Source organism: Mycobacterium sp. E2479 (assembly GCF_001667925.1).
Taxonomy (GTDB): Bacteria; Actinomycetota; Actinomycetes; order Mycobacteriales; family Mycobacteriaceae; genus Mycobacterium.
This window is the reverse complement of the sequence record NZ_LZJR01000165.1, coordinates 19976-34331: the sequence shown is the minus strand read 5'-3', so window position 1 is coordinate 34331 and position 14356 is coordinate 19976. Positions and strand designations below refer to the sequence as shown.

Annotated in this window: 8 protein-coding genes; 1 reads left to right on the top strand and 7 read right to left on the bottom strand. The window is 68.3% G+C overall.

The features are described from left to right. Positions 1-44: 44 nt before the first annotated feature. The 6 genes from A5686_RS25750 to A5686_RS25725 form a co-directional block, all read right to left on the bottom strand. Positions 45-1820: an acyl-CoA dehydrogenase family protein gene (locus tag A5686_RS25750; protein ID WP_067940338.1), complete on the bottom strand. Its 1776-nt coding sequence runs from the start codon at positions 1818-1820 to the stop codon at positions 45-47. Between the two features lie 146 nt (positions 1821-1966). Continuing rightward, positions 1967-2413 carry an FHA domain-containing protein gene (locus A5686_RS25745; RefSeq protein ID WP_156750244.1) on the bottom strand — a complete coding sequence of 149 codons (447 nt, stop codon included), beginning with the start codon at positions 2411-2413 and terminating at the stop codon, positions 1967-1969. 119 nt (positions 2414-2532) lie between these two features. After that, entirely contained in the window at positions 2533-3048 is a 516-nt protein-coding gene (locus tag A5686_RS25740; protein WP_067940501.1) for a hypothetical protein, read from the bottom strand. A gap of 176 nt (positions 3049-3224) precedes the next feature. Further along, the gene (locus tag A5686_RS25735; RefSeq protein ID WP_067940332.1) at positions 3225-6464 is read right to left on the bottom strand and encodes an arabinosyltransferase domain-containing protein; all 3240 of its coding nucleotides are present in this window, start codon (positions 6462-6464) and stop codon (positions 3225-3227) included. Continuing rightward, positions 6461-9796, bottom strand: a complete 3336-nt coding sequence (locus A5686_RS25730) for an arabinosyltransferase domain-containing protein (protein WP_067940330.1) — start codon at positions 9794-9796, stop codon at positions 6461-6463. The genes A5686_RS25735 and A5686_RS25730 overlap by 4 nt, the downstream gene beginning before the upstream one ends. Positions 9797-9990: 194 nt before the next feature. Then, positions 9991-10623, bottom strand: a complete 633-nt coding sequence (locus A5686_RS25725; protein ID WP_067940498.1) for a maleylpyruvate isomerase family mycothiol-dependent enzyme — start codon at positions 10621-10623, stop codon at positions 9991-9993. A 78-nt stretch (positions 10624-10701) separates the two neighbouring features. Between A5686_RS25725 and A5686_RS25720 the strand changes: the two genes are divergently transcribed. After that, positions 10702-11028 (top strand): hypothetical protein, encoded by a 327-nt coding sequence (locus A5686_RS25720; RefSeq protein ID WP_231986483.1) that lies wholly within the window; start codon positions 10702-10704, stop codon positions 11026-11028. A 33-nt stretch (positions 11029-11061) separates the two neighbouring features. On the opposite strand, the gene A5686_RS25715 is transcribed toward A5686_RS25720, so the two are convergent. Continuing rightward, the gene (locus tag A5686_RS25715; RefSeq protein WP_156750242.1) at positions 11062-14352 is read right to left on the bottom strand and encodes an arabinosyltransferase domain-containing protein; all 3291 of its coding nucleotides are present in this window, start codon (positions 14350-14352) and stop codon (positions 11062-11064) included. Positions 14353-14356: the final 4 nt, after the last annotated feature.

Here is a 14356-nt window from a genome sequence, read left to right as displayed (position 1 = left end):
CTACCGCGTTCCGAACCGGCACACATGATCCGAGGCCGTCGCACCTATACCCGCAGCGCGCCGTCGAGCAGCTCGTCGAAGTGCTCCAGCGCCTCGTCGGAGTCGGCGTCGATACCGCGCAGTGCCCCGCGATCCGCGAGATAGCGCTGCGCGTAGAGCCGCGCGACAAGCGCCTTGCGCTCAGCGCCGCGGGTGGCACGCTCCCAGGCTGCCTGCTCGATGAGCAACGCACCGGCATAGACGTCGCCCATGAATTGGGCCAGCGGAAAAAGCCGCGCCTCGGCCACCTGTCTGTCGAGTTTGCTCCACGCGGTGATCGCGGCGTCGAGGTCCTCGATACGGCCGGTGACCAGCCGGGTGGCTTCGCCGTCGTCGGCGACCGACACCGCATCGCGCAGCCGAGCCAGCAGCGTCTCGTGCGCGCGGGTCTGCTCGATGCCGCGTCGCACATCCAGACACAGAATGTTGTCTGGGCCCTCCCAGATCGTGTTCACCTGCGCATCGCGCAGCAGCCGCGCCACCGGCCAGGTCTCGATATACCCGTTGCCGCCGTGGATTTCGATCGCATCCGACGCCGCGGTGATCCCCAGCCGGCACACCTTGAGCTTGGTGACCGGCACGGCGATCCGTTGCCGCATGCTGCGCGGCTGACGATGGTTGGTGGCGCCGGTGCCGTCGAACACCAACGCCTGCGCGGCCTCGACGTCGACGATCATCTCGGCGAGTTTGCGTCGCATCAGTGGCTTGTCGATGAGGGCCCCGCCGAACGCCCGGCGTTGCCGGGCATAACACAGCGATTCGACCAACGCGCGTCGCGCATTACCGAGCGCGAACAACGCGATGCCCAGGCGTGCGGCGTTGGTCAGCTCCATCATGCGTCCCAACCCCTTGCCGTCCGATGGACCCGCGGTGGCGTCGGAGGGCTCACCGGACAGCAAAAACGCTTCGGCATCGACGAATTCGACCTCGCCCGAGGCCACCGAGCGGGTGCCGAGCTTGTCCTTGAGCCGCCGGACCCGGACCCCGTTACGCGAGCCGTCGCGGCGGGTGCGCAGCACCAGGAAGTTGGCGACGCCCCGCGAAGAGTCCGGTGCGCCTTCGGGTTTCGCGAGGACAACGAACGCCTGCCCGGCGCAGTTGGATGCGAACCACTTGAAGCCGTTCAACAACCACGCGTCCCCTTGCCGGGTCGCGGTGGTCTCCAGCGCTCCCAAATCGGAGCCGCCGGTGCGTTCGGTCAGCAACTGCGCCGTCTCGCCGGCCCACTCGCCCGAGGCGAATTTGGCCAGCACATGCTCGGCCACATCGGGCGGCGCGTAGGCGGCCACCAACGACTGAACCATCCCGCCGCCGGTGCCCAACGCGCAACCCATGCCGATGTCGGCTTGGTTGAGCAGATAATTCGACGCGAACATCGGCAGTGACGAGCTCACCTTCGCTTCACGCGCCTCGGTTCGCAGCGCCTGCTGGGCATCCAGGACTGCCCGTTTGGACTGCGTGAAGGATGCCGGCATCACCACCTCGCTGATGTCGTGGCCCCACCGGTCGTAGCGCCGCAGCTGCGGCGGGTTGCGATCCGTCTCCTCAGCCCAGCGCGCCACGGGGCCGCCCATCAGTTCACCGATGCGCGTCAAGTGGCGTTCGGCCAGCTCCAATTCGTCGGGCTCGAGGTAGTAGGCCATGGTCAACCGCAGCGTGGGATCGGTGAGGTACCAGTTGAGCCCGACGGCTCCGCGGTAGTTCTCGGTCGCATAGCGCTGCGATTTCTCGTCGGTGGAAAACGGCAGCCGGTCCACCGCCTCGACGGCGTAGTCACTCATCCGTCAGACGGTACGCGCCGAGCGGATCGTCTGGCAGCAGCGCGTAGCGGGCACCGCCGGCGTGGCGACGAAAACCGTTTTGCCGGAATCGAATTCGATGGTCTGCCGGGGGCGCGCTTCGGCCGGCACAGCACCGCCACGGAGTGTCAGCCGCCCGCGGCGGTGAGGAATATCAGCCGGAAATTGCCGATTTGGAGCACATCGCCGTTGGCCAGCACCGCGGATTCGACCGCGGCGCGGTTGAGGTACGTGCCGTTGAGGCTACCGAGGTCGACGACGCGGAATTCCCCGTTTTGGGCGTGGAACTCGGCGTGCCTGCGGCTGACCGTGATGTCGTCGAGAAAGATGTCGCTGGCGGGATGGCGCCCCGCGTTCGTGACCGGCTGGTTCAACACGAACTTCGCTCCCACATTGGGACCGCGCTTCACCACGAGGATGGCCGAGCCGCGGGCCAGCGTCGCGGCCGCTTCGGCGACGGCCGACGAGGTGTCGATTTCGTCGTGCACGTCGGCAGGTAGCACCGAACCGATGCCGCCGGTGGCTTCACCCGGCACGACCGGTTGCTGTCTCGTCTTTTCGTATGACGCCGACACCGCACCCTTTCCAAGCCCCCGTCGATCTTGCCATCGCAGCATCGCCGTGAGTGTCAAGATAGAGACCGAAGTCCCTGTTTCCTCCGGGGCGATTGTGGCACGGGGGTGGCCGGCGGTGGCTACGCCCGCACCGGCACCAGGAACTCCGACGTATAGAACTCCGCCGGGTTCTGCGAGTTCGCATTCGGGCGCTCGATCATCACCCATACGCCCGTCGTGCCCGGTCGAATTGCGTCGACAACGGTGGCCGTTCCGTTTCCCGCGCCATCGAGATCCATGCCGGTAAATGCGGTTCCCGGGTCTCCGGGTCCACAGGTCGACGACGCCGGGCGGGGTTCTTCGATGAGCCCGACATCGTAATGCGCGCCCGGTTCGGGGCCGTCCACCAGATGCACCTCGGCGACGGCCCGGTTCCCGCTGGTGCGGACGATGGCCGAACCGGTACCGAGCATCGGGCTGGGCACCTTGGGGGCGATGGCCACCTTGCTGAAATCGCAACGCCGCAAGTAGTTGTCGAAAACCACGGTCGTGCCGCCGCCGTCGGCGCCCGCCACCCCGATGGCCACACTCGAAGCTGGGGCGACCAGCAGCGCGGCTGCGGCCGTGCACGTTCCCAGGCGTGTCAGCGTTTGCATTCGGGCCATCCTTTTCCGTCGTGTGAAAGGGATCACAGCGAAATAGTATTGACCGGAAAATGGCTAGATCAAACCTTTGACCAGTAATTACTCGGCCGTTAATTCGGTCGCACTATTCGACCGATGAATAATTACGGCGCACCGCGATTTTGCAACGGCGTGTTTTATTCGGCGCTTTATGGCTTGATGCGGATCGGTCCCGGCGACCACCATCCGGTGCGGGTCGCCGTGCCCAGGTCGAGTTGCGCCGGGTGCGCGTCGGCGATGGTGTCGAATTTGCGCAGCGATCCCCAGTCGCGGCCCCAGTCATGGGACAGGTACGTCGACATGACGTGGGCCCGCAGCAGCAGGTCGGTGATGCCCAGCAGGCCGCCGTTGACGCCGTCCTGCCAGGTGTCGGTGTCCTGCTTCTTGGCGTTGTAGTCCGGCGTGATGCGGAACTCCGGAATCTCGGTGACGCCGTTGGAATGCAGCATCGGATGCTGGCACGGGAACGCCAGCCCGACGGCCCAGTCCATCAGCACCGGCCGCTTCGAACCGATGTACTCCTGCAGGGAACGCAGCTCCGGCACGCGCGGCGGGGTCAGCGCGATCCAGTCATCCGGCGTCAGGGACAGGTCCTCGGCGACCACCCGCACCGCGACCGCGTCGGCGGGCATCTGGGAACGCGCGAAGCGCAGGTTGCGCCACACCTTCGGCTGCTCGCCGTACAGGTCGTAGGGCACCAGTCGGCCGGCCGGCTGCACCGCGCCGCCGGGACCGGGCCTGCCGAATTCAAGCTCCACCGTCTGCCCGCTGGTATGGCCGTGCAGGATGCTGTTGCCGGCGATAGTGCCCGCGGCGGTCACCACCACCAGGGGGTGTCCGTCGTCGGGCTTCGGCAGCTGGTACCACGCCGAGGTGAGCCGGCTCTGCTGCTGCGCGCCGGTGGTGTAGCTGCCGGCCAGCGGCACCCGGCTGGGGTCGAGGCCATACGGCAGCGGGACCGTCGAGCCGTTGGCGCCGGGGGCCTTCAGTTTGGTCGGCGCATCCCAGTCGTAGTCGGTGCCGGGCTGCGGCACCTCCGTCTCCTTGATCGACTCGGCCAGGGTGCGGTCCGGCACGCCGTTGGGCGTGAATCCCGTTGGGCTGACCCCACCCAACGGCCCCAGCGGGCCGTAATTGTCCGGCTCCCCTGTTTTGAAAGGCACCATGAAGCCGGCATTGCTGTCCGGCTCGACGAGCACGTCGTCGGCCAGCCCGCAGCCGCCGCTGAACTCCCGCAAATTGTCCCAGGCATTGGAGTAGGTGGGGTACTGGCGCACGATGCCGGCCACCATCGAGGCGACGAACACCAGCGCCATGAAGCCGGCCGCGAGGGGGATGGGCGCGGCGGTCAGCGCCCGCGCCAGCCGTCCTTCGCCGCGGTCCCTGGGCGCGAAGTGCAGGTACGCCGCGTACAGCGCGACGATCACGAACAACGCGAAAAAGACAGTGCTGATGCTGATTCCGTGGATCCTCGGCATCACGTTGTTGAACGGGACACCGAAGCTCGACACGTACCACCAGCCGTTCGTGGTGGCGAAACACAGCGCCAGCACGAACAGCAGCGCCGCAAGGAAGGCCATGCGGTTGCGCGACCAGCGCAAGCTCTCGTGCGACACCAGCACGGTCGTCAGCGCGGCCATCGCCGCCCCCACCGCGGCAAACAGCCCGAAGTGGTGCACCCACTTGGTGGGGGTGAACATCAGGAAGAACATGGTGCCGAAGATGACGCCCATCAGCCGCCAGGCCGGCCCGCGCGCCACGCCGGGAATTCGCTTGCGCCGCAACATGATGAAGACCGCGGTGAAGAGGCACAGCGCGGTGACCAGGAAGCCGAAGCGGCGCGACAGCGAACCGTCGACGGTGGGCAGGATCAGGTAGTAGTAGCGCAGGTTCTCGGTGTACCACGCCTGGCTGGGGCCGATCGCGGTGCGAATCCTGGTGGCTTCCAACACCGTTGACAGCGTCTGATCGGCGAACACCACGGTCAGGATGACCGTGCCGGCGGCCAGCATCGGCGCCACCAGCGGCCAGGTGCCGACCAGGCGATGGCGTTTCACCAGAATCCGCAGGATCGGACGGCCACCGGCGACCAGCGCGGCCACCGCGATCAACCCGGTGGGCTGAACGCCGAGGGTGAAGGCCGCGGTGATGACGGCCAGCGCGGCCGGCGTCAGCCGGCTGTAGCGCATCGAGCGCTCGATCAGCACGTAGGTGATCAGCGACCCGACGGCGATGATCGGCTCGGGGCGCAGGCCGTTGTCGAACGGCATCCAGGCCGTCAACAGCACCATGCCCGCCGCCCAGTTCGCCGCCTTGCTGGCGGCCACCGCGGGCCCCAGCCGGGGCAGCACCTCGCGCGAGAGCAGCAGCCAGCACACGATCCCGGCGATCAAGTCCGGCAACCGCATCCACAGGCTGGCGTCGGTGACATGGGTCATCAGCGCCAGCAGGTTGTAGTACCAGCCGAAGGGGTCCTCGGGGCTACCGAACCAGCGGAAGTAGTTCGACATGTAGCCGGCACGGTCGGCGACCCGGGCCATGCCCAGGATGTAGCCGTCGTCCGACGAGTTCGCCCCGATCACATGCCACAGCACGAAGCCGGAGATCACCGTGACGTCGGCCAGGGTGAACGTGCGCCAGTTCGCCGGAATGAGCCGGCGCATCCGGTGGCCGTCCAGCTGATCGAGCCGCCATAGGGCGATCAGCGCGACAATGGTGGACACGATGGCCAGCACCATCGCTGCTAGCTTCAAAGTCGTTGGGGTGGTGGAGAAGCGGGTGTCGATCGTCGCCGAGAGGTGCAGACCCGCCGGGGCCGGCCCGCTGAGGTCGGTGAACACCCCGACGATCTGCGGCCGCAGGTTCGGGTCGGGGAAGCCGCCGCCGAGCGGCTTGCCCGCCGCATCAGTCAGTCCGACAAATGTGGCGAACGCGCCCGCCTTGGTCGAGGTGATCTCGATGCGCTGGCACTGTGCCGACTCCACCTGATCGCGGGCGGCGCTGGCGATCACGACGTTGCGGTCGGTGACGTCGACGCGCTTGCCGTTGACCACCACGAACAACGCGTTGAGCGCGGCGTCCTTGCCCTTCTTGGGCGCCGTGCTGAGCACGACCCCGCCCTCCGGTGGCAGGCCGCGCACCACCGAGCACGGCACGGTCACGTGCACGTCGACCGGTGTCAGCGAAATCAGCGGGGCCGTAACGCTGTTCAACTGGCCGCCCTGCGGCCAATTCAGCTGCGCGGTGGTCTGCACGACGGGCAGCAGCGGGGTCGCGATCGACAGGATGAAGCCGAGCAGCCCGGCGATCGTTGCGACCCAGCGAGTCACGCGCACATCCTGACGGGGTGCCGCTTCGCCCTCGCGCTTGTCGACGGTCGTGACACTCATGGCAGCGCCCGAATCGGTCCCTGCCGGCTCCAGCCGTGCACTGTCATCACACCCTGTTCGATTGCGGCGTCCGGCGCCTGATCGGCCGGCACCAACCGGAAGTACTGCTCCACGGATCCCCAGTCGCGATGCCAGTCGCCACGCAGGTACGTCGCGACCGTCGAGGTACGAAGCATCGCCTGAGTGACCAGGAACGGACCCCCGTCCTCACTGGACTGCCATCCGTTCGACGACGCCGCCGTCTGCTTGTGATCGGGCAGGATGCGGTAGGCCGGAAGTTCCGCAACGCCAAGGTGTTCGGAGAACGGCCGCTGGCACGGGAAGTTCGCGGCGGTGGCGATGTCCATCAGCACGGGGGTCTGCGACCCCATCAACTGCTGCAGGGTCTGCAGCTCCGGGACCCGCGGCGGCGTGACCGCGAACCACTGATCCGAGCTCAGGTTCGGGTCGTACGCGACGATGCGAGCCACGTTCGCCTCGGGCGGCGCCCAGGTCAGCGGGAACCGCAGGTTGCGCCACGCCGGCTCCGGCCCGATGTCGATCGGATACACCTCTGCCAGCGGCTGGGTGGTGCTATCGGGACGGGCCAAGTCGCGGTGGCCCCACTGCAGTTTCAGCTGCTGCCCATAGGTGAAGGTGCCATCCTCCTTGTACGACCAGATGGCACCGGCCGCCGTCACCACCACGATCGGCCGGTCGGGGCTACGCGGCGGCAGCTGGTACCACGCCGAGGTCGCGCTGGCGGCCAGCGAATTCTCGCCGTAGCTGCCCATCACCGGCGTGCGGCCCGGGTCGAGTCCGAACGGCAGCGCGGCATGCGACCCGTTTACCCCGACCGGTCCTCTCCCGCCGGCCGTCCCCGCAGAGTCGCTCATGGTGGCATTGGGTTTGTTGGGTGACCCGGTGGAATTCACCACGCCCGGCTTGGTGACCACCGGGTACGACCGCAGGTCGTCGCCGACGCCGTCGGGTTTGAAGCCGACCGGGTTGACACCGCCCAGCGGGCCGTCCGGCCCGAACGTCTGCCCGGGCGCCGGCTGCAGCATGCCCGCATTGGGGTCGGGCTCGGCCAGCACGTCGTCGGCCATGGCGCAGCTGGCGGGGGACAGCCCCGAAGTGATTGCGGCGAGGTTCGCCTTGGCGGTGGTGTAGAGCGGGTAGCGCAACACCGCGCCCTTGGTCAGCGAGGCGACTTCGCCGACGACCATGATGGTCGCGACCACGAGCAGCGGGGTCGACGCGAGCACCCGGTTGCGCCGGTTGTCCTTGACCTCGGTGTGCCCGGCGTAGTCCATCCGGAAGTGCTGCCAGGCGGCCAGCAGGCCGGTCGCGATCGACAGCGTCAGGAACATCGAAGTCACCGGGTGGCTTGCGACGACCGGTTGGATGTCGTACCACGGCACCCCGTAGTTGCCGACGTAGAACCAGCCGTTGATGCCCGAGGTCGCCACCGCCAGCACGAACAGCAGCGCCGTGACGTACAGGGTCAGGTTGCGGCGGTTGTGCAGGCCGATTCGGGCCAGGGCGAACGCGGTGACAGCGCCCAACGCCCCGGCCAGCCCGGCGAACGCGCCGAACTGGACCGCCCACTTGGTCGGGGTGAACGTCAACAACAGCAGTCCGAATGCGGTGGTGCCGATCAATCGCCACGCCGGGCCGCTGGCCACGCCCGGGATCCGGCCCCGGCGCAGCAGGGTGACCAGCATCCCGAACATGCACAGCAGCAGCACCAGTACGGCGAATCGCCGCGCCATCGATCCGTCGGGGTTGGACTCCACCGTGAGGAAGTAGTAGCGCAGCCAATCCTGGTACCAGGCGATGGTCGGGCCGACCTTGTATTTGATGCGGGCCGCCTCGCCGACCGTGGCCAACGTCTGGCTGCGGAACACCACCACGAGGATCAGCGACAGCGAGGCCGCCAGCACCGCCAGCGGTGCCAGCAGTCCGTCGGTCGCCCGGCGGCGCCGGATCGTCTGGGCGACGGCCCGCGCGCCGGTCAGCAGCGCGGCGACGGCGATCAGGCCCTGCGGTGCGAGCGTCGCGCTGAGCAGCGCCACGATGATGGCCACCGCAGCGGGCGCCAGCCGCCGCAGCGCTATCGCACGTTCCATCAGCATCCAGGTGACCAGCACGCCGAGGGCGATCAGCGGTTCGGGCCGCAGACCGTTGTTGAACGGCAGCCACGCCGCCACGAACACCGCGCCCGCGGTGAAGACCGCTACCCGGTTGGCCGCGAGGCCGCCACGGCCAGGCCCGAGCCGGCGCAGCATCCAGTGGCTGATGATCAGCCAGCACCCGATTGCGGCCACGGTGGCGGGCAGGCGCATCCAGACGCCGGCCGTGCTCACCGAGGCCAGCTTGGACAGCACCCCGAGGTACCAGTCGAAGGGTGCGTCCGTGGTGCCGAAGTAGCGGTAGTAGTTGGCGATGTAGCCGGCACCCGGGGCGACGCGCGCGATGGTCAGGTTGTAGCCGTCGTCCGATGAGGTGGCGCCGATGATGTGCCACAGCAGCAGGGTGGCGATCACGCCGGCGTCGGCGATCCAGGTCGCGATCCCCACTCGCCGCCAGTTGGCCAGGCGGGTGCCGGGGCGGTATCTGGAGAGCCAGGCGATGGGGGAGCGCCAGTTGAGCAGGGTGCTGCCGCCTCGGCTGCGGCGGTCCAGCACGGCGAGCGCGGCGATGGCCGTCAGCACCGCCAGCGCGCCCAGGACCATCACGATTTCCTTGACGATGGTGGGCGCGGTGATGAATCGGGTGTCGATGTCGATGCGGGCGGACAGCCCCGGCCCCGCGGGCACCTTCATGTCGGTGAAGACGCCGCCAACCTGGGGTTTCTTTTCGGCGGGCAGCACCCCGGAGGCGCCGGGTATGCCGACGAAATCGGCGCCCGTCGCGCCGGCGTCGGCCCAGACGTGCAGCACGCTGCAGGCCCCGGTGGCGACCGCCGAGCGTTGTGCGACCGCGGCCACCGTGTCCCGGAATGCTACGACGACCACGTCCGTGCCGGCTCGCACAAAGAGCCCGTTCTTCCCGGCGTCGATGCCGCCGGGTGGCAGGGTCGAGACCACCAAGCCGCCGCTGGCGGGCAGCGTGGCGATGTCCGGGCAGGTGATGGAGATGTCCAGCGCGCGCGGCGCTCCCGATACCAGTGGCGCGGTGATCTGGCTGACGTGGCCGGCCGTGCTGCCCTGGGGCCAAAGGATCGTTGCGGTGGTCTGTTTTACCGGAAGCAGAGGGACGGACAGGCACAGCAGCAGGCCCACGATTCCCGCGATGGCGGCCACCGATCTGGGGATCCGCTGCGATCGCTCTTTACCGTCGTGGGGCACGAGGCTCGATCGTAAGCGACGCGGCTTTGTCCGATGAGGACGCGGGGCCGCGCAGGGCCCCGGGACCGAGTCGGACCGTCAGCGTTGTCCGATGAGGACGCGGGGCCGCGCAGGGCCCCGGGACCGAGTCGGACCGTCAGCGTTGTCGGATGAGGACGCGGGGCCGCGGACACAAGACGTCGGCCCCCGAAACGCTATCCGCGGACCCGGGCCGCCAGCGTGCCAACCCCCGGCCCGGTTAGGTCGGCCAGCGCGGCCGGACGCCCGGTCATGGCCAGCAGGAGCGCCTCGCCGGGGCCGGTCACCTCGGGCCCGTCGCCGTGCGTCCACTCGACATCGGTGGCGCGCAGGTGCAGGCCCCGGATCCTGCGTCCCGCGCCGAGTCGGGGATTGCCGGGCACCAGCGGAAGAATTCGCTCGAGCCGATCCTTTGGCACGTCGCGCGGCCGGCCAAGTGCGCGCCGGATGTCCTGGTGATGGATGGTGCCGTCGACGAGCGCGATCATCCCGCCGAAACCTGCTGTGAGTCCCCGCGGTTGGAGGTGGCTACGCAGGAATTCCAGCAGTTGTTGGGGGGTCGCAGCAGCGAATTCGTCTACGCCCACTTGATTCGCCCGCACGATCCAGCCTTTGGCGAATCGTTTCAGCAACCCCGGTACACCTAGCTCCTCGTAGCTGACCACATGCGCGACAACGTCTTTCACGTTCCAACGGGTGCACAGGGTGGGCGCCTCCCAGTCTTGCGGTGTCAGGGTGCCAAGAAATTCCGCGAGGTCGGCCCGCTCGTCGCGGGCCATGGTCATCAGGGGTGCGTCGTCAGGGGCCATGAAGTCGAGTGTGGCCCGCTGCAAGAATTTCGGAAAGATTCCACTAGATTCGGCAGCGCTCGGCGCCATACTTCGTCCATGAACAGCCTGAAGTCGATGATCGCCGGGGCGGTGTTGTCGGTCGGCCTGGCGGTGGCGGGTTTCGGTACGGCCACCGGAACCGCGCACGCCGACTCCTGGGCGGAGGGCCCGCATCAATGGTGCCCGGGACAGCCCCTGCCTCAGGCCGACATTCAGTGGGATATGGGAGCCTGCCACACCTGGTACCTACTCGTGGGCGGCCCGAAGGGAAACGTCGGTGGCCGCTGGAACACCATTTGGGACGGCCCCAATCCACCCGCGCCGATCCGTAAGCCGCCGGGAAATTGCGGCCTGTTCTTCTGCCCGCAGCCGCCGGGAAGCTGACTGAGCCGCCGGCGCTTCGCGGTCAAGCGACGGCTAGGTCTTGCGTAGCGGCGCCGGGCCCCACAGGCCGCTGCGCGTCGCCGTCCCCAGCAACAGGTGGGCGGGTTGGGCGTCGGGGTAATACGGGGTCAGCCGTTGCAGCGAGCCCCAATCGCGAGACCAGTCGTCCTTGAGATAGGTGGCCATGGTGGTCGCCTTGACCAGCAGCTCCGTGACGCCCAGCGGGCCGCCGCCATTGTTGTCCATCACCGGTGAGTTCGCCTCGGCGCCGAATCGGTCCGGCAGGATGCGCCACCTCGGAGTCTCGTCGACGCCGTTCTGGTGACCGAATGGTCGCTGGCAGGGGAAGGCCAGCCCGACGAGCCAGTCCAAAAACACCGGGTCGGTCGAACCCACCACGTGCTGCAACGTGCGCAGCTGCGGAATCCTCGGCGGGGTCAGCGCGATCCAGTGCTGCGGGGCCAGGTCTTCGTCGTCGGCGACCAGGCGAACCTGGGTGGCGGTACTGGGAATCGCAGACATCGCCAACCGCAAATTGCGCCAGGCCGGCGACGCGCCCACGTCCGCGAATTGGAGCGAACCGCCGGCGTGTCCGCCGGCCGCCTGGTCATCGGTGGCCCACTGCACCTGGACCTCGCGCGGGTCGAAGCGCCCAGCGGCGCTCACCACCAGCAGCGGCCCCGCCTTGTCGCGGGCGGGCAGCCGGTACCAGCTGGACCGCAGGTGCGCGGGCACCTGGATGCCGGAGCGCCAGCTGCCCAGCACCGGTGTGCGCGCCGGGTCGAGGTTGAAGGGCAGCTGGGCTGACGAACCGTTGATCCCCGGCGCGGGGGTGGTGCCACCCTCGGTGCCGGCCTGGTTGCTGCCGGTCTTCTCCTCGTCGTTGACGAAGCTGCGGTCGCCGGGGCGTTCCATCACCGGGTCGGCGCGCACGTCGGCGGGAATTCCGTTGGGCGTGAAGGCTTCCGACAGGCCCGCGCCCAGCGCATCGGCCACCGACGCGTTCACCGGCGTAAGCATCCCGGCGTTGGGATCCTGCTCCACCAGCACGTCGTCGGCCAGCCCGCACGACTTCCCGGTCAGAGCCTGCAGGTTGGAGCGACCAACCGACCACGCCGGGTATTGGTCGGTCATCGCCAGGGTCAGCGATGCCACCTCGAACACCACCAGCACCCAGGTCGCAATTGCCAAGGGGGACTGAACAATTACGGCCGCCCGCGCGCCCAGGCGGGTCTTGGGCGGCCCTTGGAACCGGCTCGAGTCCGGGGCGACGAAGTGGAACCACGCCGCCAGCAGCAGCACCACTACGGTCAAGCCCAGCAGCGCGGTGGCGAAGGCGTAGTGCCAGGCCGGGAACGCATTCGACCATGGCACACCGAAATTCGATACGTACCACCAGCCGTTGACACTGGCGAACGACAACGCCACCAGGAACAACACCACGGCGGCGTACACGGTTCGGTTGCGCCGAGAGCGCATCGCCACGGAGGTCACCGCGACCGCAGCCAGCGCGCCCAGCGGCCCGGCAAGTCCGGCGAAAACCCCGAAGTGGTGCGTCCATTTGGTGGGCGTGAACATCATCGCCACAAAGGAGATGATGGTGATCCCGACGATGCGCCGGCTCGGCCCGACGGCAGTGCCCGGAATTCGGCCCTTACGCAACGACATTGCGACCGTGATCCCGAGCGCGAGAATCAGCGCCAGCACGGCGAATCGGCGGGCGACCGATCCGTCGGGGCTGGCCATGAACAGCCGCTCGTAACGGATGTGTTCGTCGAACCAGCTGAGGCTCGGTCCGACGGCGCGCTTGAGCATGCTGGCCTGGATCTCACCGGTCAGCGTTTGGTCGCGGAAGATCAGGATGGCAGTGACGGTGACCGCGGCCAGCAGGGGAGCGATCAGCGGCAGCGCACCGAACCGTTTGAATCGCCGGTGCAGGATGGTCCGCAGCGGCCCGATCGCGACCAGCAGCGCGCCGATCGAGGCGATGCCCGTCGGCCCGGAGAACAGGGTCAGCGCACCGATGATGCAGGCGATCGCCACCGGCAGCAGCCGGCTGGTGGCCACCGCGCGTTCCACCGAGCACCAGGTCAGCAGGATGCCCAGGGCGATGATGGGCTCCGGACGCAGACCGTTGTCGAGCGGCAGCCAGACGGCCAGGAACATGCCCGCCGCGGTCCACGCCGCGGTCCGGTTCTGTTTGACGGCGTGGCCCAGCCGGGGCATGACTTCACGGCTGATCACCCACCAGCACGTCAGGGCCATCGCCAGGGTAGGCAACCGCATCCAGACGCTGGTGGTGCTCACGTGTGCCCACAACGCCAGCAGGTCGTAGTACCACCCGAACGGTGCCTCGGGCGTGCCGAACCACCGGTAGTAGTTGGCCATGTAGCCGGCGTGCTCGGACACCCGGGCCATGGTCAGGATGTAGCCGTCGTCGGAGGTGTTGGCGCCGACGAAATGCCACCACACCAGCACGGCGATGACGAGGGCGTCCAGCCCGCCGATCGACCACCAGCGGGCGGGCAGGAAGCGACGGTGCCGGGTTCCGTCGGTGGTGTCAAGGACGTGTAGGGCGACCAGGGCGGCGGCCGTGAGCACCAGGCCGAGGATCATCGCGGCCATCTTCAGCAGGGTGGGGCTGCTGCTGTAGCGGGTGTCGATGGTCGCCGAGAAGTGCAGGCCGGACGGTGCCGGTCCACTCAGATCGGTGAAGACCCCGACGATCTGGGGCCGAAAGTCGTAGCCGCTTTTCTCACCGCGCAGCGGCGCGCCGGGATGCTCGGCGTTGGGTCCCTGGGTGAGCCCGACGAATTCGGCGGTCACCCGGTCGGCATGCGCGGTGAAGGTCAACCGCTGGCAGGCCGGACTGAGCACCTGGCTCAGCGGGGCGGTCACCACCGGCACGTTGCGCACCACCAGCACCAGGTCGTCGTTGGCACGCACGATCAGCAGTCCCCGGTCGACGGCCTTCGGTGCCTGCTTGGGCACCGTCGACAGCAACACCGTCTTGCCGGTGTTGCCGCCGACGGCCAGTCCGGCGGCGGCCTCGCACGGGACGGTGACGGTCAAGTCGGTGGCGACGTAACCGATCAGCGGGGCGTCGACGCTGGCGAAGGTGCCGTTCTGCGGCCAATTCAGTTGGGCGGTGGTCTGGTCGACCGGAAGCAGCGGGGTGGCGATGGCCAGCAGCACTCCGAGCAGCCCGGCGACGGAAGCGACCAACCGGGCGATCCGGTGATTCGCTTCCCTGTCGCTCACGGAGCTAGATGCTAGTTCTTCGCCGGTGGTGGCTCCCGCTTGAGGCGAGGCGTCGGTGCTCATCTGC